Source organism: Streptomyces sp. NPDC102514, assembly GCF_055584525.1.
In genome coordinates this window covers 78,367-100,174 of record NZ_JBVJLW010000005.1, presented here as the reverse complement: position 1 = coordinate 100,174, position 21,808 = coordinate 78,367, and the positions used below count along the sequence as shown (strand labels likewise).

At 71.5% G+C, this 21,808-nt stretch carries 19 protein-coding genes; 10 read left to right on the top strand and 9 right to left on the bottom strand.

From position 1 onward, the window contains the following. Nucleotides 1-295 precede the first annotated feature (295 nt). Nucleotides 296-649: a hypothetical protein gene (locus tag ACZ60E_RS14915; RefSeq protein ID WP_469440635.1), complete on the top strand. Its 354-nt coding sequence runs from the start codon at nucleotides 296-298 to the stop codon at nucleotides 647-649. Nucleotides 650-864: 215 nt separating this feature from the next. Here the strand turns inward: ACZ60E_RS14915 and ACZ60E_RS14910 are convergent, their stop codons facing one another. Both ACZ60E_RS14910 and ACZ60E_RS14905 read right to left on the bottom strand, forming a co-directional pair. Then, nucleotides 865-1,281, bottom strand: a complete 417-nt coding sequence (locus ACZ60E_RS14910; protein ID WP_469440632.1) for a hypothetical protein — start codon at nucleotides 1,279-1,281, stop codon at nucleotides 865-867. A gap of 242 nt (nucleotides 1,282-1,523) precedes the next feature. Further along, nucleotides 1,524-2,855, bottom strand: a complete 1,332-nt coding sequence (locus ACZ60E_RS14905) for a matrixin family metalloprotease (RefSeq protein ID WP_469440629.1) — start codon at nucleotides 2,853-2,855, stop codon at nucleotides 1,524-1,526. 262 nt (nucleotides 2,856-3,117) lie between these two features. Here ACZ60E_RS14905 and ACZ60E_RS14900 point away from each other — a divergent pair, with 262 nt between their 5' ends. After that, a complete protein-coding gene (locus tag ACZ60E_RS14900; RefSeq protein ID WP_469440627.1) occupies nucleotides 3,118-4,026 on the top strand; it encodes a hypothetical protein in 909 nt (302 codons plus the stop codon). 21 nt (nucleotides 4,027-4,047) lie between these two features. Here ACZ60E_RS14900 and ACZ60E_RS14895 read toward each other — a convergent pair whose 3' ends face one another. The 3 genes from ACZ60E_RS14895 to ACZ60E_RS14885 are packed head-to-tail and all read right to left on the bottom strand — an operon-like array spanning nucleotide 4,048 to nucleotide 7,102. After that, the gene (locus ACZ60E_RS14895; RefSeq protein WP_469440625.1) at nucleotides 4,048-4,722 is read right to left on the bottom strand and encodes a response regulator transcription factor; all 675 of its coding nucleotides are present in this window, start codon (nucleotides 4,720-4,722) and stop codon (nucleotides 4,048-4,050) included. Further along, nucleotides 4,698-5,891: a hypothetical protein gene (locus tag ACZ60E_RS14890; RefSeq protein ID WP_469440622.1), complete on the bottom strand. Its 1,194-nt coding sequence runs from the start codon at nucleotides 5,889-5,891 to the stop codon at nucleotides 4,698-4,700. The genes ACZ60E_RS14895 and ACZ60E_RS14890 overlap by 25 nt, the downstream gene beginning before the upstream one ends. Beyond that, entirely contained in the window at nucleotides 5,888-7,102 is a 1,215-nt protein-coding gene (locus tag ACZ60E_RS14885) for a sensor histidine kinase (protein WP_469440620.1), read from the bottom strand. Before ACZ60E_RS14885 ends, ACZ60E_RS14890 begins: the two co-directional genes overlap by 4 nt. Before the next feature lie 251 nt (nucleotides 7,103-7,353). On the opposite strand from ACZ60E_RS14885, the gene ACZ60E_RS14880 reads away from it, so the two are divergent. Further along, nucleotides 7,354-8,214, top strand: coding sequence for an esterase/lipase family protein (locus ACZ60E_RS14880; RefSeq protein ID WP_469440618.1), 861 nt, complete (start codon nucleotides 7,354-7,356; stop codon nucleotides 8,212-8,214). A 308-nt stretch (nucleotides 8,215-8,522) separates the two neighbouring features. On the opposite strand, the gene ACZ60E_RS14875 is transcribed toward ACZ60E_RS14880, so the two are convergent. Genes ACZ60E_RS14875 through ACZ60E_RS14865 form a run of 3 tightly spaced genes read right to left on the bottom strand, consistent with a single transcriptional unit; the run spans nucleotide 8,523 to nucleotide 10,959 of the window. Beyond that, on the bottom strand, nucleotides 8,523-9,803 hold the full coding sequence (locus ACZ60E_RS14875; RefSeq protein WP_469440616.1) for an MAB_1171c family putative transporter: 1,281 nt from the start codon (nucleotides 9,801-9,803) through the stop codon (nucleotides 8,523-8,525). Then, entirely contained in the window at nucleotides 9,796-10,398 is a 603-nt protein-coding gene (locus ACZ60E_RS14870; protein ID WP_469440615.1) for a ParH-like protein, read from the bottom strand. The genes ACZ60E_RS14875 and ACZ60E_RS14870 overlap by 8 nt, the downstream gene beginning before the upstream one ends. A gap of 60 nt (nucleotides 10,399-10,458) precedes the next feature. After that, complete coding sequence (locus tag ACZ60E_RS14865) at nucleotides 10,459-10,959, bottom strand: helix-turn-helix domain-containing protein (RefSeq protein ID WP_314410503.1); 501 nt, start codon at nucleotides 10,957-10,959, stop codon at nucleotides 10,459-10,461. A 235-nt stretch (nucleotides 10,960-11,194) separates the two neighbouring features. On the opposite strand from ACZ60E_RS14865, the gene ACZ60E_RS14860 reads away from it, so the two are divergent. The 7 genes from ACZ60E_RS14860 (at nucleotide 11,195) to ACZ60E_RS14830 (ending at nucleotide 20,327) form a co-directional block, all read left to right on the top strand. Next, nucleotides 11,195-13,084, top strand: a complete 1,890-nt coding sequence (locus ACZ60E_RS14860) for an AfsR/SARP family transcriptional regulator (RefSeq protein WP_469440614.1) — start codon at nucleotides 11,195-11,197, stop codon at nucleotides 13,082-13,084. A gap of 142 nt (nucleotides 13,085-13,226) precedes the next feature. Further along, nucleotides 13,227-14,348, top strand: coding sequence for a radical SAM protein (locus ACZ60E_RS14855; RefSeq protein ID WP_469440611.1), 1,122 nt, complete (start codon nucleotides 13,227-13,229; stop codon nucleotides 14,346-14,348). Next, a complete protein-coding gene (locus ACZ60E_RS14850; protein WP_469440609.1) occupies nucleotides 14,345-15,082 on the top strand; it encodes an iron-containing redox enzyme family protein in 738 nt (245 codons plus the stop codon). Before ACZ60E_RS14855 ends, ACZ60E_RS14850 begins: the two co-directional genes overlap by 4 nt. Further along, a complete protein-coding gene (locus tag ACZ60E_RS14845) occupies nucleotides 15,079-15,321 on the top strand; it encodes an aroma-sacti cluster domain-containing protein (RefSeq protein ID WP_384799559.1) in 243 nt (80 codons plus the stop codon). The genes ACZ60E_RS14850 and ACZ60E_RS14845 overlap by 4 nt, the downstream gene beginning before the upstream one ends. Before the next feature lie 78 nt (nucleotides 15,322-15,399). Further along, the gene (locus ACZ60E_RS14840) at nucleotides 15,400-18,906 is read left to right on the top strand and encodes an adenylate/guanylate cyclase domain-containing protein (RefSeq protein ID WP_469440607.1); all 3,507 of its coding nucleotides are present in this window, start codon (nucleotides 15,400-15,402) and stop codon (nucleotides 18,904-18,906) included. Further along, nucleotides 18,907-19,752, top strand: coding sequence for a S8 family peptidase (locus ACZ60E_RS14835; protein WP_469440605.1), 846 nt, complete (start codon nucleotides 18,907-18,909; stop codon nucleotides 19,750-19,752). It abuts the gene before it with no gap. Next, on the top strand, nucleotides 19,749-20,327 hold the full coding sequence (locus ACZ60E_RS14830) for a GAF domain-containing protein (protein ID WP_384799550.1): 579 nt from the start codon (nucleotides 19,749-19,751) through the stop codon (nucleotides 20,325-20,327). Before ACZ60E_RS14835 ends, ACZ60E_RS14830 begins: the two co-directional genes overlap by 4 nt. 357 nt (nucleotides 20,328-20,684) lie before the next feature. On the opposite strand, the gene ACZ60E_RS14825 is transcribed toward ACZ60E_RS14830, so the two are convergent. Next, nucleotides 20,685-21,794: an MsnO8 family LLM class oxidoreductase gene (locus ACZ60E_RS14825; RefSeq protein WP_469440602.1), complete on the bottom strand. Its 1,110-nt coding sequence runs from the start codon at nucleotides 21,792-21,794 to the stop codon at nucleotides 20,685-20,687. Nucleotides 21,795-21,808 lie beyond the last annotated feature (14 nt).

Sequence of the window (21,808 nt, the reverse complement as noted above, 5' to 3'; positions counted from 1 at the left end):
ACCGTTCTGTATTGGTTTCATTAGTGACTGGTTGGGCAAGTGTGTTCGATACGGAACGTCATCACTCCAGCAACTTCTCAATCAGTCCCTAGCGTAGTTCAGTCAGTCGCTCACATCGGGCGAAGCCATGACCATGGTCGACCACGCGACCGTGTGATAGTCCCGGTCATCCAGATCACTGGCTTGTTTCAGCGTAGACGGATACGACTTCTTTCGTATTGACCCTCCCGTCTGTCTGGAGGACCCTGCGTGTGGGAAACGAGATATCTGGGCAGAGCCTCAATCGAGGAGAAGCATGAAGAACGTCACGGCTCAAATGGATGTCAGGATATCCGGTATGCCCCAGAGGGTCTCGGGGCTCGGGATGTCCATGGATCGTGTAGGGCGTATCGAATTCGATGCGACCTTCCCGTTCGAGGGGCTGACCAAGGCCCAGAAGGACCTAGAAATAATCAGCGCAAAATTGCGCGACCACCCGAAGGAGTTTCAAGCACTTCTGCAGGAGACCATCAAGGGTGACAGGTCAAAGATCCTCGACATGGTCAAGGAGTTGGGCCTCACCGAGGAGGACTTTCAGGAGCAGGGCGGGGGTATGTTCTGGGCTGTCGTGATCGTAGGCGTTCTCTGCTGCGCCAGTGAGGCACGCTGAGTCTACTTACAGATCGCCGAGATTAGACCCTGGACGTAATTAGGTAAGTGCGAGGTTGGCAAGGAACCACGAGTGGGCATGGATGGCGCCATTGGCCTGGTCGAACTCCTCGATTGGCGAGAAGGAGCGGGTTCGGAACGGCCGCAGTGACCATCGAGACTGTCTCTCCTGGTGATGTACCGTAATCGGCGCACATCGGCACTCTGATCCGTCGGTCAGGTCCCCGTGCGTTCGAGTTCGGCCCTGCCACCGGAGAGACCGGCCCGTGGGCCATCGTCCGTGACGGTCACCTCAGCCAGCCGGAGGCCGAGCGCGGCGGCCCCGCCCTGTGGCTCCGGACCGTCCTGCGTGGGCCGGGCGTCGACAGCCGTCTGTACGCGGTCCAGCAGAGCCGGCGGGGCGGGGGAGCCGAGTACTTCGCCGCCGGTCACCGACAGTTCCAGCTTGCCGTCGGCCACGGTGGGCGTGACCCGGATCGTGGCCAGGCCGCCGTGGACGGTCAGATCCAGGGTTCCCGCTGTGGGGTTGGTGGTGATGCCGGAGATCATGGCGGCGTCCTTGCCGTCACCAGAAGCCATTCGCCGCGTCATGGCCTCGGTGGAGACGTCAGCGGTGACGTGGGAGCCGGACACGGTGGTGGTGTGCCGAGCTCGGTCGACGGTGACGTCGGACAGCCGGGCTGTGACCGATACGTCGGTGTAGCTGGCAGCGTCGGTGCGTCCCGAGACCGTCTGTCGTCGTGGCGGGCGCTCTCCTGACGGACTGGGGGCCGGTGGTCATGGACGGCGACCGGGAGCTGGCCCTTGACCCGCGTACCGGCGCGGTCCGGACTGCGCGCAGCGACCTCAGAAGCGGACACACAGAAGCTGTTCGCCTACCACCAAGCTTCGACGGCGGTCTGGTATTCGGGTGACGCGACGAATCCGATCAGGGCGTCCTGCTGGTTGAGTCCGCGCATCAGCTGATCGGTCCAGTCCTGCCATCCCGCGGCATCCGGCTGCCGGCGCAGGTAGCGCTGGTAGAGATCGCGGCTGTGGTTGCGGCAGTACTCCTCGGACAGCACGAAGCCGCGTGCGACCTCGAAGCGCGGCATGCCGTCCCGCATGCGCTGACGCCAGAAGTCGAGACCCCCGGCGTCCGGAGGACGGCCGAGCAGGCGGCGGTAGAGGGAATCGATGAACGCGTCGTCCGACGGGTACTTGGCTCGGTACTCGGCGCCGTCGAGGAACGCGACGATGGCCGACTGGCATCCCATGCCCTGCTGCAGCTGGCCGCGCCAGCCGGCCAGGCCCGCGTCGCCAGGTGCCCGGTCCAGCAGAGTGAAGTACAACTCGGTGGCGATCTGTCCGGAGTGCTCCTCCGAGTAGCAGAATCCGCGGGCCACATCCTGGGGGCCGGCACCTGAGAACAGGCTGCGGACCCAGCCGTCGAGACCGTTGTCGTCGAAGCGGCGCCCGAGTACATCGCGGTAGAGCGACGCCACCCAGATGTGGCGCCGGTAGACCGCGCGGATCCCCGCGCGGTCGTCCGCGGCGGGGACCGACGGCGTCGGATAGAAGGGGTTCATCGTCGAACTGGGCACCGAGGTGTGATCCAGCCCCAGCGAGTGACCGAATTCGTGCACCATGACCGTCAGCAGGTCGAAGCCATTTCCGGTGAATCCCTCCTGCCAGGTCTCGTCCTCGTCGAAATGCGCGTCTCCGGCCAGTGTTCCGGCATTCGGTGGCGGGAAGAACGCGTGTGCGAGGACACCTCCGGGTCCGTCGAACGGGAAAGCATCGCCGTGCTGACGCGCACCGAAGAGGATTTCGACGTCGGGCTCCCCATCGGTCTCACGGAATATCAGCGGAACCACCGATGCCCACCGATCCCAGGCCGTCGAGATAAGGCTGCGTTGACGCCCTGAATCCAAGTCGGGAGAGAGGTTGTTGATGCGATAGGTGATGATTGCGTGATCCCATACGGTACCGAAGGCCACGAAGGTCCCGAGGCCGCCCTCACGGGCGCCTTTCCGGTCCGGGAACCCGCAACGCGGCCGTTCGAAGACCTTCTCCGTTTCGGCGTCCAGCGTCCCGGTGGCCGGCAGCAGGGCCATGGCCTGGCAGGCCCGCACGGCCGCCGGGCCCTGAGGTGAGTCGAGGGCCACTTCGACCGGGAGGTAGCCGAACTGCCGCAGATAATCGAGCGCACGTTTGTCGTCGGGCATGGTGATCACCTGTCCCTGGCTCACGCTTCTGGATTTCGCAGCATCCTGCGGGGGCAGCGCGTTGGCCAGCCCCGGGGAGCAGGAATCCCGCCTCTCACTTTTGGTGAAGATTCATTTCTTGCTTCCGCAGGAATCAAGAGCTTTCGAACGCGCGATCCCGTCGGCCTTCTCTACGCTTAATGGCGGGTTGACTGGAACTCGGCGGAGAGGGACGCTCCCTGCGACCACGCTCCGCGGAGGAAAAAGGGAGGGGGATTCCGCTATGGAAATCGACGCGGACTCGGCAACGTTCCTCTATGTACATGGCGCCGGCAATAAGCCGCCGGAGGACGACCTCAAGCGTGCCTGGGACGAGGACTTGTTCGAGCGGGACATGGGTGAGCGGACTCGGATGGTCTACTACGCCGACCTGCTGCACGACCACCCGTCCGCGATCGCGGCCGACGCGTGCGGCGCGAGCGGTGCGTTGGGGGCGCTCGTGTCCGAGGCGTTCGCCGACACCGCAGTCGTCGAAGACACCCAGGTTCGCGAGACGTTCGGCAAGATGACACCGGATGGACAGGAATTCGCCCTCGCTCTGACCGTCAGCATGGCAGCCCGCGCCGCGAGCACGACCGGCTTCGCCCCGACCGCGGGCGCCCGCCCGGCTGCCGACGTCGCCGCGCTGCTGCCGTTGCCCGCCCCGCTGCGTCGCCTTCTGCTGCGCCAACTTCTGAGTCACCTCATCCCGGATGCCAACGGGTACTTCTTCACCGACGCCCGGGACAGGATCAGGGACCGGCTACGCAGGGTCCTCGGCGCCGTGAACGGACCCGTTGTGGTGATCAGCCACAGTCTGGGCACCGTCGTCGCCTATGACGTGCTGAGCGAGGTCGGATCTGCTCGGAAGGAGATCCCACTGTTCATCACGCTGGGTTCGCCACTGGGTTACACCGAGATCCAGGACGTCATCACGCGCCCTCTGAAGGTTCCCGTCCCGGTACGGCTGTGGACGAACTTCGCCGACCCGCTCGACCTCGTCACCCTGGACACCACCCTGGCCGACGACTTCAGGACCGGGGCGAAGGTGATCGCCGACATCGCGATGGACAATCCCTCGCCGAACAACCATGCGGCCTGCGGCTATCTGCGATCCCGGCGCGTGCGTGAGGCTGTGGCCGAGGCGACGTAGCACGGCCTCGCGTGGTCCGGTTCAGTTCTTGTTGAAGGCCGCCGATTCGTAGCCCGTGATGTCGTCGGGGGTCACCAGGCCGTCCTCGATGGCCCGAGCCAGCATGTCGGCCTTGGTCGGGGCGGTTCTGCCGACCTGGGCGTACTTGACCCTCGCCCGGCGGATGTAGATGTCCACCGTGTGGACCGAGACGCCCATGCGCCGGGCCACGGAGGCCTTCGACATGGACTGGAACCACCATAAGAGAGCTGTACGTTCCTGGGAGGAGAGACGGGGCCGGCTCGCGCCGCGGTCGCCGACGAGGACCCCGGCGGCGGTCGGGGTGACGTAGGGCCGGTCGCCCGCTGCCGCCAGCACCGCGTTCACGAGGTGCGCCCGGCCCTCGTTCTTCGCGACGAACTCGCACGCGCCGGCCTCCAGCGATTCGAGGACCACCCGCTGCTCGGTGAACTGCGAGAAGGCGATGACCCGTTGACCCGCCGCGGCCAGCGTGGCGATGTCGTCGACGACGAGGCGGCCGTGCAGGTTCAGATCGAGAATGAGGACGTCCACGGCACCGGGCCGCACATCCACGGCTTCGCCGGTGTGCCGTACGGAGATCCGCGGCTCCTGGGACAGCCAGGCCTGGATGCCTTCGATGACGACCGGGTGGTCGTCGACGACGGCGACGCTCAGGGAGCCGGACGTAACGGCCACCGGGTTTCCCACCACAGCTGCTCCTCCTCCTGGTCGTACATGGAGGAGGTGGTGAGAAGGCCCGGCGGTTCCACACGCGTCTCAGCGGGCGCGTCGGCCACCACGCTCACCGCGACCTCCTCGGGTGTGGTCACCACGGTCAACCGCGCCCGGGTAACGGCGGTCGCCAGGACCAGCAGGGTCCCCTCCGCCAGTTCGCGGCGGACGGGCGGGGGCAGGTCGGGCAGTTCGCCGTAGCTCAGCAGGGTGACGCGTACGCCACGCCGCTCGGCGACGTCGGCGCAGGCCCGCAGCTCGTGCAGGAGCGGGTGCGGGGTGTCGTCCGTCTCCACGAACAGCCTGCGCAGGCGGGCCGCCTCGACGGCCGCGCGGCGGCGCACGACGGTGTCTCCCGGGTCCAGGCGGCCTTCGGCGAGACCTCGCAGCAACGGTTCCACCCTGATGCGCAGGTACGCGTAGCGGCGCCGGCGCTCGGTGTGCACGGTCTCGTCGGCGGTATCCCGGGCCAGGTGCTCCGCCTGCGCGGCGGCGGTCTCGGTGGCCTCCCGCGCACCGTCGGCGAGCTGCCTCACCAGATACGCGAAGGTCAGCTGGATACCGGCGGTGACGTACACCGAGGCCAGCAGACGGGAGAGGGTGACGTTGTCGAGTGCGCCGTCGGCGGCCAGGAAACCCACCGTGACGGCCGTGTTGGCGCCGAGCAGGGCGATCAGTTCCCACAGCGGGCGCTGCATCAGGAGCAGCATGCCGAACCAGCCCACGGTGTTCCACGCCCAGCTCACGTCGCCGATCGCCCCGCCCGGCGGGTAAGCGGTGGCGGCGGCGACGCCGGTGAGCAGCGCCGCCCCCGCGAGGATCCGCGCGGTGCGCGCGCCGAGCGCGGAACGCAGCAGCAGGACGGAACCGATCGTCTGGATGAGCGTGAGGGCCAGCCAGGCACCGGCGGCGACGGCCGGCGGCTCGTACACCGACCAATTCCTGAGCACCCGCACGGAGTCCAGACCCAGGTGCCAGACGCCGACGATCGCGACCAGCCCGATGTCGACGACCCTGCCGAAGCGGGTGGCGACCACGCCCTCGCCGACATCCTCGACGGCAGTCCCGACGGCGTTCGCAGCGGCGGCTTCGGTGACGTCCTCAGTGACGTTTTCGACCGCGTCGGCAGTCATGGTTCCCACCTCAGCACGACGCGTGTGCCGGAGCCGGGGGACGACGTGGCACGGGCGCTGCCGCCCACGGCGGTCATCCTGCCCTGCACCGATTCGCGCAGACCGCGCCGGTGAGCGGGAACGGCCGCAGCGTCGAATCCGCGTCCGCTGTCGCGTATTTCGACGGCGACGCCCCCTTCCCCGACGCGTCGGGCCGCGACCCGGGCGGCGTGGGTGCCCGCGTGCCGGGCCACGTTGGCCAGGGCCTCGGCGGCGCCGTGCGCGAGAGCTTCCACGACCTCGTGGGGCAGGTCGAGCGGCGGCACGTCGAACTCGACGTCCAACGCGGGCAGGCCGACGTGCCGCGTCAGTACGACGGTACGCAGCGCGACATCCAGTGGTGCCGGGCTGTGTGCCACGGCGCGTGCCGTGTCGGGGTGTGCCTGGAGGCCCTCGATGACGGCCAGGTCGGCCGCGGCCCGTTGCGGCAGCGCGGCAGAGCCACGGGTGATGCTGCCGGTGCCCACCATGGTGAGCGTGGCGAGCACGGTGTCGTGCAGCAGCCGCTGCTGGTCCAACTCGTCGGTGCGGGCGGCGGACCGGGCACGTTCCGCCGCGCGGGCGGACGCCTCCTCGGACAGTGCGAGGTCCGCCCTTCGCGCTCCGCGTCGCAGCAGGGCCACGACAGCGGCGGCGAGCAGCCCCTGGAGCACCAGCACCACGGAGGCGTCCCGTAGGCCGGCGCCCACCGCGTGAGCCGCCGCGATGGCGATCGTCGAGGCCGCCGCCAGCGGCAGGCGCAGCGTGAACTGGGCGATGAGCACTCCGGTGCGGGCGACCATGTCGATCCATCCGGAGCCCGCACTGGCTTGAAGGACCTCGGCAGGGACCAGGCCGCCCTGCGCCAGGCAGAGCGCCACGACGATGACGCTGTCACCGGCGTAGAGCCAGGTACGAGGATGCGGCCTCAGCGTCAGAACGGTGAACAGGCCGCTCCACAGCAGCAGTCCGACGACCGCGACGGCCACCCACACCGACCGGGCGGGCGGTGCGAAGCCGACCACGGCGACCAGGGCCGCGCCGAGGGCACCGGCCGCACGCAGGACAGCGGCCAGGCGGGCGAACCGGCGCCGGAGTTGGAGCTGGGCGGGTCCCTGCGTCGTAGCGACGCTTCCACCGTGGGGATTCCCGCTTCCGCCGAGAAAGGCAAGGGGATTCGCCCCGTTCCTCACAGTGCTTCCCCCGCGTTTTCCCCGCATACGGATGAGATCGGTCCGTCAGCGTAGACGAACCCGACCGCGCACGACAGAGGCGAAGAGGCGCGGAGGAGTGGGACATGGAGGAGCAGGGGCGGGCGCGGGGGCCGGTTGCGGGGACGGTGGGCTGTCACGCGTTCGCGTGACATGTATTTCTCCGGGCGGTCCCTTAATTTCAGACCAAGAGTTCAGCAAAGGCAACTCATCACACATCACGGGGAATTCACATGCAGAGGTCATTGAAGCGGCTCACGCTGTTTCTTTCCGCGGTGCTGGCACTCGCCGTCACCATGCTCACGGTGACGCCGGCCGGCGCGGCGCCGAGCCACTCGGACGGATCGGGCAACCGGGTCATCTTCGTTCACGGGTTCGCGCCTACCGGAAAGCACGACTGCGCCAAGTACTTCTCGTCCGCCCGGAAGCATTTCAAGAACAAGAACTGGAAGGGCAACCTGCTCACCTTCGGTTACTACAAGGGTGACAAGAACTGCTCGTACACGTACAAGAACGGCACCCGCAACAAGTCCCTCAACACCGTGGCCAAGGTGTTCGCGAACTACGTCGCCGACAACTACTCCAACAAGAACAAGAAGGTCGACGTCGTCGCCCACTCCATGGGCGGTCTCATCGTCCGTGCCGCCCTCTACCACAGCAGCAAGGGCACCCCGGGCTTCCCGAAGAAGCTCTACATCGAGGACGTCGTCACCCTCGGCACCCCGCACGGCGGAACCAAGGCGGGCTACGCGTGCAGCGGGATCTTCGTGCAGTGCAAGGAAATGAAGCCGAGGAGCGCGTTCCTCAAGAGCCTCGGAACGGCCATGCCGAAGTCCAACAAGCGAACCGGCTGGACCACCGACTGGACCACCGTGTCGTCGTACAACGACGGAGTCGTCTCCGAGGCGTCCGGTATCGCCGGCATCGCGAAGCACGAGGTCCAGTATAAGGCCGGAATCAGCCACAACGAGCTGAAGACCGTCCACACCGGAAGGCACAAGAGCAGGATCAAGCACCCCAATTGGAGCGCATGGTCCAAGCGTGTCTCTCCCGTGGAACAGGCACGGCTGTCGGTGCTTCTCTCCTCGATGTGATCTCCGTTTCCCACGCGAACGAAAGAACGAAAGAACGAAAAAGCGAGTGAACGCACGCGCGGCCGCACGCACGACCGAACCGGATTCCGGTGACATACCGCGGGGAGTGTCTGCGTGACGCGTAATGCGCAATAGAGATGCGGCCGTCCCATCAGGGGCGGCCGCATTGATCTGCCGTCGCGACTGCCGAGCGCGGGTGGCGGGGGTGAGCAAGAAATGCACGCACCCCGGCAGGAACGCCGGGGTCTCGTACGGCCACGGGGTGCCAGGTATCGCCGGTCACGGACCGCCTGGTGGCCTGCTCGTGTTCACCGTGACCGCGGTCCGTCCTGGAGCCCGGCGATGTCCGTGCGGGCCCGGACGCGTGCCGCGGCGACCTCGGGTGAGGACACGAAAGCGGCCGTGACCAGGAGGAGCCATGCCGTCTCGGCGGCGACGGTGTTCGCTATCTGCTGCGACACGGGGCCGGAGGGGTGCGGGCCGGCCGGGGCCCGCCCGGCCCGTTTGCCCTCCAGGGCGGCGGCGATGGTGGCGGCCTCCGCGACGGCGCGGACTTCCGCCGACCGCTCACCAGGACCGACGGGACCGACGGGACCGGCGGGGTCGACGGCCGTCCCGCCGGTCCCGGTGGGTGCCGCCCGGCCGGTGGCGTCGGCGGGGAAGTACGGACGCAGGGCCAGGTGCCCGTCGCGGATCTCTATGACCCGCCGGTAGAGGTCGAACTCCGCCCGCCACAGCACCGGGCGGCGCGGGGCGGCGGGATCGAGCGCTATCTGGGGCAGTTCGGTGCGCAGCGCCGACCACAGCGGTTCCAGGGCCCGGTGCGTGCGGTACGCGGACAGCCAGCGGCCGGGCGCGGCGAGGGGCCCGCCGGACGCGCTCGCCCACCAGGTCGCGGTGGCCCCGCCGGTGGCGAGGGCGGCGGTGACGGCGCCCAGCACGCTGCACACCGCGTCCTCGCTGGCCGTGTGGAGTCCCTGGGTCAGGTTCATGGGCACGTACGTCAGGACCCACAGGGTCCACACGATGCCGAGGAGCGCGGCGAAGGTCATCAGCCGCAGTCCCGTCCGCATCGGTCCCGCGGCCACCTGCCGGGTCTGCCGGACGAGTTCACGGGTCAGGACGAGCAGGCACCAGGTGCCGTACGCGGCGAAGAGCACGTTGTAGACGGCGAGGAACCACCGGCGGTCCGGTGGGGCGGTCGCCAGCCCGCTCTCGGCCCTGACGCCCGCCATGAGCAGGACGGCGGCTCCGGTCACCAGGACCGCCGCCGCGAGCCGGATCTGCCGCCCCTGCGCCTTGCGGTCGGCGGCGGCGGGCCTGAGCGACAGCCCCACCAGCAGCAGCATGACGTGCGCGAAGCTCTTCAGTTCGTGGGTGATCAGCATGACGACGGTGTCCAGCGGTGCCAGGTCCCGCAGGGCGGACATCACGACGGGGGCCCTGAAGAGCATCGCGGCCCCCATGCACCCGGCGAAACCGGCGATGTACCGCTGGGCGGGGTCGGAGCCCCGCCAGATGATCAGCGCACGGTAGAGGGCGAAGGAGAGGAAGAGGGCGGCGGCGACGAGACTGCCCAGGTCAGCCATCGGTGCCGTCCGGGCCGTCGGTGCCGTGCGGGCCGTCGGCGCCGTGCGGGCCGTCGGTGGGCCGGCCGTCCCCGGCGGGTTCCTGGTTCCCGGTCCGTCCGAACAGGGTGTGCAGTCGCGGCCATTCGGGCCCGGTGGGTCCCGTCCGGGCGAGGTGCGCCGCACGGGTCAGGATGAGCGAGGCGACCAGTTCGGCTTCCTGCTCCTGCGGTTCGGTGTACACGCTGCGGCTGAGGACGCGTCGTACCAGTGCGGGAGGTAAGTCGGGCAGCAGGACCCGGGCGGCGGCCGACGAGGCGGGCGCCGTCTCGTAGTGGCCGCAGATGACGTGGGCCGCCTCGTGCAGCAGGATGTGCTGCTGGTGCAGCGGCGTGGTGTCGGCGGCGTACACGATGTAGTCGGCGCGGTCGGTGGTGATCAGCACTCCGCACGGGATGTCCGACGTGGAACGGACCGGCATCAGTTCGATGGGCCGGCCACGCATCCGCGCGAGCGCGCCGATGAAGTCGGCCGCGTCGAAGGGGGTGGGCAGGTCGAGCCCGTCGACGATGCGCCGACATCGCCGCCGCTGCCGCCCTCGCCGGTCACTACGCACACGCCGTCCTCTCGCCGCCGCCGGAACTCGCGAGTCCACCGTTCTGAGCCCACTCGCCGGTTACGGTCCGGCGCCGCCCGCACCCTTCTCGCGGCGGGCGATGACGTCGATCATGTCGCTGATCGTGCCCATGCCCTCGGGCGAGAGGTTGACCGCGCGCAGTGCCACGCTGCGCACCTCGGCGTCGCGCAGCGCGTCGAGCAGTTCCAGCTGTTTCGCGATGACGGCGCCCTGTTCGTCGTCGAAGAAGTAGACGACGGGTACGTCGAAGAACTTGGCGAGGGATTCGAGGTGGCGCTTGGTGGGGTTTCCGCGCCGTCCCGTCCGCAGCTGCCACAGGTAGGTGGCGGAGAAGCTCTCGCCCGTCGCCTCACGGCAGGCGCGGGCGACCTCCTCGTGGCTGTACTGCTCGCGGTTGGGTCGCCGCACGACCCGGAACAGCGCGTCGATGCGGTCCGCCAGCATCGAGTCCGACGGTGTCGACGCGGGTCCGCTCTCGCCCATCACGTGCCTTCCGCCCTTCGGTGCCGCCTCGGTGGGTCGACCGTACGCGTCGTTCATCCTAGCTGACGCTCCTCGTCGACGGACAGACCGAAGACGAAGGCATACCGGGAAACCGTGATGACACGCAGACGACAACTGGCGTTCTCATGGTGGCAGTTGAGCGTGACCGTCATCCGGTGATCACCGTGGGGAGTGTGGCGCATACTCGCCGTTTACCCATGCCCAAGGCATCTGGTATATGTCAGCGTCTTGATACATTCATCTCAGCTCATGACCGAAGGGTGGACCGGATATGGGCGAACCACCGTGCACCGGCTTGCGGTTCTCCGTCCTCGGACCGTTGTCCGCACACGCGGCGGACGCGGCCGGCGGACACGTCCTCCCCCTCGCACTCGGACCGCTCAAACAGCGGCTGCTCCTGGCCATGCTGCTGTGCCGCCCCCGCACACCCGTCCCGCTCGACCTGCTCACCGACACACTGTGGGACGGCGAGCCGCCCCGGACGGCCCGGAAGAACATCCAGGTGTACGTATCGGCCCTGCGCCGGCTCCTGGACTCCGTCGGCGCCGGTGACCGGCTCGTCCACCAGGCCGGCGGCTACCTGCTGCGGGTGGACGACGACGAACTCGACGCCCTGCGCTTCCAGCGCCTGGTCCGCGCCGCCCGCGAGGCCACGTACCAGAACGACCTCGCCCAGGCCTCCGGCATGCTGCGCGAAGCGCTCGGTCTGTGGCGCGGACCCGCACTGCACGACCTGCGGTCCTCACCGGCACTGCGGTGCGAGGCCGACCGGCTCGACGGCCGCCGTCTGCAGGCGTACGAGAGCTGGGCCGAGACCGAACTGCGGCTGGGCAACTCCTACGAGGTGGCCGAGACCATCGGCGAACTCGTCGAGGAGCACCCCGAGCGCGAACGGCTGAGAGCCGCCCAGATGAACGCCCTCTTCGACCAGGGACGCCAGACCGAGACCCTCGCCGCCTACGAGGGCCTGCGCCAACTCCTCGCCGCCGAATACGGGTTGCAGCCGAGTCCGGCACTCCAGACGCTCTACCGGTCGATGCTCTCGGGCGGGGGCGGCGCCACCGGCGGCGTGTTCGGCCACGCCGGCACCCGGCACGGACACCGTCCGGACTGGCGGCCGGCCACCCTGCTGCCGCCCGACCTGCCCGACTTCACCGGCCGCCGGGAGCAGTTGCGCACACTGCTCGCCCTCCTGGCCCGCGACGACACGGGCCCGCGGCTGGCGGTGGTGACCGGGCCGGCCGGGACCGGCAAGACCGCGCTGGCGGTCCACGCGGCGCACCGGCTGGCCGACGCGTTCCCCGACGGCAGGGTGCTGATCCGGATGCGGGACACGGCGGGCCGGGCCCGGCCGACCGTTTCGGTACTGGCCGAACTGGCCGAACTCGTGGGCTCGCCCACGCCGTCCACCGCACGGACCGCCGGCGCGCCGGAGCCGGACCGCACGGCGGCGGCCTGGCGCGGCTGGCTCGCCGGGCGGAAGGTCCTGGTCGTGCTGGACGGCTGCGCCGACGAACCGAGTGTGCGACCGCTCGTGCCCGACACCGGGGCCAGCGCGGTCCTGGTCACCGCGCGGACCCCGCTGGCCGGACTGACCCCGGCGCACCGGCTGGAGGCGACGGCGTTCGACACCGCGGAGTGCCTGGAACTGCTCGGCAGGATCGTCGGCCCCGCCCGGCTCGGCGCCGGCCGGGAGGCCGCGGTGCACATCGTCACCGCCACCGGGATGCTGCCCCTGGCGGTGCGCGTGTGCGGTCTGAAACTCGCCGTACGACGCCATCTGCCGCTGGACGAGTACGCCCGGCGGCTGGCGGACAGCCGGACGGTGCTCGACGAACTCGTCGCGGGTGACATGGACGTACGGCCACGGCTGGCGAGCGGCTGGCAGGACCTGTCCCCGGCGGACCGCTCGGCGCTGTGTGAACTGGCCGGCCTGCCCGAAGGCCCCTTCACCCTCGCCGAGGCGGCCGCCCGGCTCGGCAGCGGACAGCACGAGGTGCTCCGCCGGCTGGAGTCCCTGATGGACTCCGGAGTGCTCCTCACCCCGGACAGCGAGATCACCGCCCACGCCGCACGGTACGAACTGCCGCGGCTCATCAGGGTGTTCGCCCGTGAACAGACCGCCCTGCGACAGCCGCCGGTCACCCGGATACCCGCCTGAACCACCCGCCGGACTCCGCCGCCACCTGGGCCTTTACCGGATCCCAACCGCTACGGTCCTCGTCCCGAACCGTCCTGGCCGACGCTTCGGAGGAGGCCGCCCCCACAGACGGCCGACCCCACGGACGGAGGGTGAGCACGCCATGCAACTCGCCGAACTGATGTCCCTCCGCCCGGTCCCGTCCGCGGGCCTGCTGGTCACCGTCACCGGGCGCTGCCCGCTGCACTGCGCGCACTGCTCCACCACCTCGACCATGGCCTCCCCCGAACCGGACTCCGCCCGGCTCCTGAGGTTCGTCGGTTCCTTCGAGGCCACCGACCGCCCCGAGGTCCTGATGCTGACCGGCGGTGAACCACTGCTGCGCAGCGACCTCACCGCCGAACTGGCCGGCCGGGCGCGCGCCGCCGGCACCCGGGTCGCACTGCTCACGGGTGCCTGGTTCGCCGCCCGCGGCGCCGGGAACCGCCCCGGACCCGGCGGGCCGGACCGTGCCGTGATCCCGCCCGCCGTCATGCGGGCGATCGGCGCGCTCGACCACTTCTCGGTGAGCGTCGACGCCTTCCACGAACGCGAGGTCCCCCGCGCCCGCGCCTTCTCGGTGGTGCGGCAGGTCCTCGACCGGGGGATCGCCTGCAGCTTCCACGTCGTGGGCGACGGACCGCGGGACCCCTACCTCGCGGACGTGACCACCGACATCCGCCGCACGTTCGGCGACCGCGTCCCCATGCTGGTCAACTCGCTGCGCCCGGTGGGCCGCGCCGCCTCCTGGGCCGCCGCGAAAACCGTCCCCGCCCCCGACCCCGGCCGGGTGCGGCCCTGCTCGATGGCCGCCTGGCCGGTCGTGGCGGCCGACGGCACCATCCTGGCCTGCTGCAACCAGCACACCGTCGACCGCCGGCCGGCCCCCGCCCACCTGACGGTCGGCCACCTCGACGGCAGCGACTGGGCCTCCGTGAGCCGGCGCGTACGGTCGGCGCCCGCCCTGCGGATGATCAGGACGGTGGGGCCGGGCCATCTGACCGCCCGCTACGGCACGGCGGCCGGTGCCGGTCCGCGGCCGGGGTACTGCGACGGGTGCCGTGCTCTGGGCGAGCACCCCGAAGTCCTCGCCGCCGCGGACCGGCTGGCCGGCGGCCCGGCGGGTGCGCTGCTCGATCACCACGTCGCGCAGCGGCAGCGGGAGGCCGGCCCGGTGTCCTTCGTACGCCGGCACGGCACGGCCGGGTACGAGGACCTGGTCGCCCTGCCCGGAGCACCCCGATGAGTCCCGCGGTGAGCACCGCGGTGAGTGCCGCCGCCGGCCTCCGGGCGCGGCTCGCGCTCACCGAGCCGATGGTGCGGGCGGCCACCGACGCACTGTGGCGGCCCACCGGACTCGCCCCGCGCTACGCGACGTACCTCGCGGTGATGCACGGCGTGATCCGGGCCTCGGTCCCGCTCATGGAACGCGCGGCCACGCTGTGCGCGGCGCTCCGCCCGCACGATCCGGTCGCCGCACCGCTGGAGCGCTACCTCCGGGTCCACGCCGAGGAGGAACGCGGCCACGACGACTGGCTGCTGACCGATCTCGCCGCGCTCGGCGACATCGCGCTCGGCGACACCGCGGCGGCCGTCGCCGGCGAGCAGCCGCCGCCGTCGACCGCCCGGTTCGTGGGAGCCCAGTACTACTGGATCGAGCACCACCACCCGGTCGCCCTGCTCGGATACATCGCCGTACTGGAGAGCAACGCCCCCGCTCCCCGGCTCGCCGACCACATCGCCTCGTCGGGCGTCCCCGAGGCCTCGCTGCACACCGTCCGCGCACACGCCGAGCTGGACGACGGACACACCGCCGACCTCTTCGAGCTCCTCGACGCCCTTCCGCTGACGCCTGTCCTGCGGCGGGCCGTCACCACGAGCGCCCTGCACACCGTGGACGGCCTCATCGGGCTGTTCGCCCGGATCGCAGGGGAACCACGCCCGATCCGCCGCCTCCCGGGAGGAACGCACCCGTCATGAGCGAACACCTGGAAGAACCCGTGGCAGCCGGCGGTCCCGACGACCGCGGGGACGACACGCTCCGCGCCCTGGAGATCCACGGCTTCGGACTCGCCGCACTGACCGACGAACAGCGCCAGGTGCTGCGGGACCTGAGCGCGGAGGAGCTCGAACTCGTCCTCGACCTCAAGGGCCGGCTCGACGAGGCGGGCCCCGAGGTGCAGGCGCACAGCGAGATCGCCGGCGGAGCGCTGTTCTGACACCGGGGCCCGTGCGGCCCAGCGCACTCGCGCACCCGCGCCGACCGTCCGCGAACCGTCAGCCAGGAGGAGTCAGCCATGCGGTGTGCAGCCTGCGACCGCGCGATGCCGTCCGGAGCACGCTTCTGCCCGTCCTGCGGCGTGCCTGTCGGCCGCGCGGGCGCGGCGGCCCCCGCCGAGGAACGCAAGATCGTGACCGTCGTCTTCTGCGACCTGGTCGGCTCCACCGCGCTCTCCGGAGTACTCGACCCGGAGACCCTGCGCACCGTCGTCCTGCGGTACTTCGACCGGATGCGGGCGCCGCTGGAGGAGTGCGGGGGCACGGTCGAGAAGTTCATCGGGGACGCCGTCATGGCCGTTTTCGGGGTGCCCGTCACCCACGAGGACGACGCCCGGCGGGCGCTGTCCGCGGCGCTCGCCATGCTCGACGCGGTACACGACCTCAACGAGAACGAACTGCACCCCACCCTGGGCATCCGGCTGGCCGTGCGGATCGGAGTCAACACCGGACCCGCCGTCACGAGCACCGACGTGTCCACCCGGCAGGCCCTCGTCTCCGGGGAGACGGTCAACGTCGCCGCCCGGCTGGAACAGCACGCCGCCGAGGGTGAGGTCCTGATCGGTCCCGAGACCCGGCGGGCGGCCGGCCCCAGCGCCCGCTCCGAGCCGGTCGGCCCGCTGCGGCTCAAGGGGAAGACGGCGCCGGTGACCGCGTACCGGCTGCTCGCCGTCGCCGAGGACGACCCGCGGCTCTCGCGCCGCTTCGACGTGCCCCTCGTCGGCAGGACGGCCGAACTCCGCGTGCTGCGGCAGGCGTTGCGGGACGCGACAGGGCGGCACGACGCACCGAACGTCCTCGTCGTGCACGGCGAGGCGGGCATGGGCAAGACGCGTCTGGTCCACGAGTGGCTCAGGGACACGGGTCCCGCCTGCGCCCAGGGCTCCGGCCGTTGCCGTCCCTACGGCGAGCACGGAAGCCTCGCACCGCTGGCGGACGCGGTGCGGGAGGTGCTGCGGGACTTCCCCGGCATACGGGATCCGGCCGGAGCCGAGAGGGACACCGACGAGGACACCGATGAGGACACCGCCGAGCGCGACGAGGTCAGACAGGCCCTCGCGCTGCTCGCCGGCGGTCTGCTGGAGGACGGCACGCCGAACCCCTCGGTGGACGACACCTGCGCCGCGGCCGGCGACCTCCTGGCCGCGCTCGCCCGCAGGCGGCCGGTCGTGCTGGTGGTGGACGACTGCCAGTGGGCCTCGGACGTGCTGCTCGACGTCCTGGGCACACTCGCCGCGGACCTGACCGCCTCGCCCGTACTGTTCGTCTGCCTGGCCCGTCCTGACCTCCTGGACCGCCGCTCCGAGTGGGCGTCGACCGGGCGGGCCACCAGGTCGCTGCCCCTGCCCGGCCTGACCGCCCACGAGGCCGCGACCGTCGCGGAGACCCTCATGGAGGTGGGCGCGCACGGTTTCGGCGAGGCCGTCGCCGAGGACACCGCGGCCGGGTCCGGCGTACCCGCGCACGTGCTGGAGGCGGCGGGCGGCAACCCGCTCCACCTGGAGCACCTGGTCGCGGCCGTCATGGAACACGGGTCCGGCTACCGGGCCCGGGGCGCCGACGGGTTGCCGACCACCCTGCAGGCCCTGCTCGGCGCGCGAATCGGTGCGCTCGGCCGGGCCGAGCGCACCACTTTGGACCTCGCGGCCGTGGTGGGGCGGGAGTTCACCGCCGACGACGTGGCCGCGCTGGCCGAGCGCGACCACGACGGTGTGCCCGCGGACGTCCTGGCCGGCGCCCCGGCGGGCGGTGACGCCGTGCCGTCCCTGCGCCTCGGTGTCGAGGCCGCGCTCGTGCGCCTGCGCGGGCACCGGCTCGTGGACGCGCCGGACCCGCCGGACGCGAGCGGACGGGAGACGCCCGTGCTCCGGTTCAGCAGCGGTCTCCTCCACGAGGTCACCTACCACTCCATGGCGAAGCGCGCCCGTGCCGAGCGGCACGAACACCTCGCCGCACAGCTGGCCACCCGGTCGCCGGACGCGGCCCTAAGCGGCGAGGACCGCACGGAGAACCGCACGCAGGACCGCACGGTGGAGGCGAGCGCGGCGATGGCCGGCCACCTGGAGCACGCCTACCGCTACCGGACCGAACTGGGCATCACCGGGCCCCGTACCGAAGCACTGCGGCGCTCCGCCGCCCACCTCCTGGTCGAGAGCGGCACCCGTGCCCTCGCCCGCTCCGACCTCGCCTGGGCGGACGGCCTCCTGCGCCGGGCCCTCGGGCTGGCCCGGGACGGTGAGCCCGACCGGATCGCCGCCACCCGCGGACTCGGCGAGGTCTGCCTCGCCACCGGTCGCACGGACGAGGGCTGCTCCCTGCTGCGGGACGTCCTGACCGCGCCCGCCCCGCACACCGTCGAGACGGCGCACATCGCAGAGACCGCACACACCGTCGAGACCGCGCACGCGCGCCTCGCGCTCTCCGTGGTGTCCGCGGACCTCGCGGGCGGCACCCCGGGCGAGACCGCCCAGCGGACCATGGCGGTCTTCGAACGGGCCGGCGACGAACTCGGCCAGGCCAGAGCGGCCGTCCGGCTCGCACAGGAGCGCCAGTTCGAGGGGCGGCACGAAGCCGCCGACCTCCTCCTGAGCCGCGGCCTTGAGCACGCACGGCGTTCGGGCGCCGAGCCCGAACGCGCCCTGGCGCTGGGAGCCATGGGCATCTCCCTGTGGCGTGGTCCCGAACCCGTGCCGGGGGCGACGGCCCGCGCGCGGAAGCTGCTCGCCGAGCACGGCGAACAGCGGCCGACGGTCCGGCTGACACTGAACTGCCCGCTGGCGGTGCTGTTCGCGCTCGGGGAACGGTGGCAGGACGCGCACACCTGCCTCACCCGGGTACGACGACTCGTGGACGGCCTGGGCTACGCCGAGGGGGCGGTGGTGCTGCCGCTGTTCCACGCCACCGTGGAGGCCCTCGCGGGCGACGAGCGGCACGCGCTGGAACTGCTCGACGAGGCCACCGCCGCCGCGCACGCGCTCAGGGCCGACGGACTGCTGGCCGCGCTGCACCGGGAGTCGGCGCGGCTGCTGCTGGACGCGGACAGGGTCGACGAGGCGGTGGCCCATCTGACCGCGGCCACCGGTCCGGACGGTGCAGGCGGTCCGGACGGCCCGGACGGTGCAGGCGGTCGGGGCACCGCCTCGCCCGCCCCGGCGGCACCGGCCCGCTCCGACGCCGCCGACCTCGACGGACTGCTGGCCCGCATCGCCGTGGCCGAGGGCCGGCCCGCGGACGCCGTCGCGCTCTCCGAACGCGCCGTGCGCCACGCCGTCGGCACCGACTCGCCGGTCGTCAGGGCGATCGCCTGGCTCGACCGGTCCGAGGTCGTACGGCGGACGGGCGGGGCGGCGCAGGCGCGCGCGGCGGCGGAACGGGCCGTCACCTGCTTCGAGTCGAAGGGGCATCTGCCCGGTGTGCGCCGGGCCGCGGCGGCCCGCGACGCCCTCGACGCCACTCCCGCGCGTACCGGCGGCGGCTCCCGCCCCGGCACGGCTCCTCTCCCCGACCGGACACCGAAGGGCCCCTGAATGGACACGGTACAGACGGCGCCGCGCCGCCCCGAACTGGTGTGGAGCCTGCGCGGCAGGCGACCCGAGGACATCGGGGTCACCGCCGACGAGGAGCGCCCCGGGTCGGCACGGGAGGGGGCGGACGCCCGCGGACGCGGTGTCCGCGTGTGTGTCGTGGACTCCGGTGTGGAGGCCGGCCATCCGCTGGTCGGCCGGGTCGACGGCGCCTGGGCCGTGACGAAGGACGAGCACGGGATCGGCGTCACGGAGACCGCGGCCACGGACAGCTGCGGTCACGGCACGGCCTGCGCGGGGATCATCCGCAGGATCGCGCCGGAGTGCGAGCTCTACAGCGTGCAGGTGCTCGGCAGGACGTTCGGCGGGACCGGGGACGTCCTGCTGGCGGGCCTCAGGTGGGCGATCCACGAGGGTTTCGACGTCATCAACCTGAGTCTGTCCACGACCCGGGCACGGTTCGTCGAGGAACTGCGTGTCCTCGCCGACGAGGCGTACTTCCGCCGGACCGTCATCGTCGCCTCGGCCCACAACTCCACGGTGGAGAGCTTCCCCTGGCGGTTCGCGTCGGTGATCTCCGTGGGCAGCCACGCGGAGGACGACCCCGACCTGCACCTCTACAACCCCAGTCCGCCGGTGGAGTTCTTCGCTCCGGGCCAGAACGTCCAGGTCGCCTGGCTCGGCGGCACGACGATCCGCACGACGGGCAACAGTTTCGCGACGCCGTACATCACGGGACTGTGCGCCCGTGTCCTGTCCCGGCACCGCAGGCTGACGAGCTTTCAGCTCAAGAACGCGCTCTACCTTTCCGCGGCCAACGTACACACCGGCATGAGGGGTGCTTCGTGAACGACGACAACGCTGAGACCGACGCGGCGAACGACCTGCTCTCGCAGGAACTCCTGCGGTCCGTGGTCGACGTGGCGCGCGCCATCTTCGGTGCCGCCGCCAGCTCGGTGTTCCTGCTGGACGAGGCGCGGCAGGAACTGGTCTTCCAGGCGGTCTCCGGGCAGGGTGAGGACGTTCTGGTGGGCCGGCGTTTCCCCGCGAAGAGCGGTGTCGCCGGCTGGGTGGTGATGTCCGGCGAGCCCGTCATCGTGGACGACCTGTCGCACCGCTCCGACTTCGACCGGGCGTTCGCCGAGTCCACGGAGTACGTGCCCGACGCCCTGATGGCGGCTCCGCTGACCCACGAGGACCGGATCCTGGGCGTGCTGGAGGTCCTGGACCCGGCTCCCCAGTCCCGGTCCAGCCTCGACGAGCTGGATCTGCTGGCGCTGTTCGCCCGGCAGGCGGCCTTCGCCCTGCGGGTGGTGCTCGACCGCCGGCGGCGCGCGGCGGGACCGGACCTCTGCGGCGAGGACCTCGCGGCGGCCCTGCGCATGGCGGAGGACCTTCGCCGCCTGCTGGGAACATCCACCTGACGGTCCGCCGACCGGCCGACCGAATCGACCGAATCGACCGGCCGACGGGCACCGGGACGGGGCTCGGAAGTCCGCAAGTCCGCAAGTCCGCAAGCCCGCAAGCGTCAGGCGGGAGCCTGCCGAGGGCCTGCGGGCGCGGCTCGGACCGGGGGAGGGGGCGGGGCGGGCCCACGAGGGGGGCGCCCTGCGGGGAGGGCGGCGCGGATCCGCGCGGGGCCCGTGGAGGACAGCGCGGGTCCGCGAAGGGGGCGGCCCCATGGAGGGCGCGGCGCGGGGGCGGCCCGGAGGCGGCCCGGAGGTGGCGCAGTTCCGCGCGGGATGGGCGCGGCCCCGAGCGGGCCCGTACCGGCGGCTCCCTCAGCGGGTGAGCCGTCGCTCCGGGGCCGCCGTCGTCCGTCCGCGTGGTTCCCGCGGGGGCGTGTGCCGGGCGGTCGCCGCCAGACGCAGCGTGCGGCAGCGTGCGGCGCCGGTGAGTTCGTACGGCACCAGCATCAGCTCGTCCGCCCCCGACCGGCGGGCCAGCGCGTCCAGTTCGGCGTTCACCTTCGCCGGCGCGCCGAGGACCACCTGGTTCTCGTCGAGGGTCCGGCGGGCCACCTGGAGGGCCCGGGCCGGGGACAGCGTGGTGTCCGCGGCGGCCTCCCGGTAGGAGCCGCCCAGCCGCGCCGAGGCGTCGAGGGCCAGCGTCTCGGCCTCCTCGTCGGTCTCCGCGCAGACCACGTTGACCGAGACGACGAGGTACGGTCGTCCGCCCTCCCGTGCCGCCCGGAAGGCGGAGCGGTAGTGGGCCGTCGCCGCCGGGCGGCACTTGGACCGGCCCAGGTGATGGCCGTAGGCGAACGGCAGCCCCCGCTCCGCGGCGATCCGCGCGCTGCCCTCGCCGGCGCCCAGGACGTGGACCTCGGGCGGGCTCGACGGACGGGGCGTCAGCGGCAGCGTGTGGAAGCGGTGTTGCTCCGGTCCACGGTCCAGCAGAAAGCCCAGGAGTTCGTCGATCCGCTCCGGGAACTCGGCCGCGCCGAGCGGATCACGCCGCAGGGCCGCCTCCATGAGTCCGTCCGGCCTCACGGGCCCGGCCACGGACCGGCCGAGGCCGAGGTCGATCCGTCCGGGATACATCGCCTGGAGGGTGGCGAACTGCTCGGCGACCGTCAGAGGAGGGTGGTTGGGCAGCATCACCCCGCCCGAACCCACCCGGATCCGCTCGGTCCGCGCCGCGATGTGCGCGATCAGCACAGCGGGTACACCGCTCGCGGTCCGGTGCGAGGAGTGGTGCTCGGCGACCCAGAAGCGCGCGTAGCCGTACGCGTCGGCCGTCTCAGCGGTGTCCACCATGTCCTGGAACGACCGCTCGGGCCCGGTTTCCGGGAGGCGGCCCCCGAGTTCGAGCACGGACCGGGGCACGGGCGGGACAGCCGGCACGGTCGGGTCCGGAGCGTCCTCGGTCATCGGGTCGGCCACGCTCATGCTTCGCTCCGGAG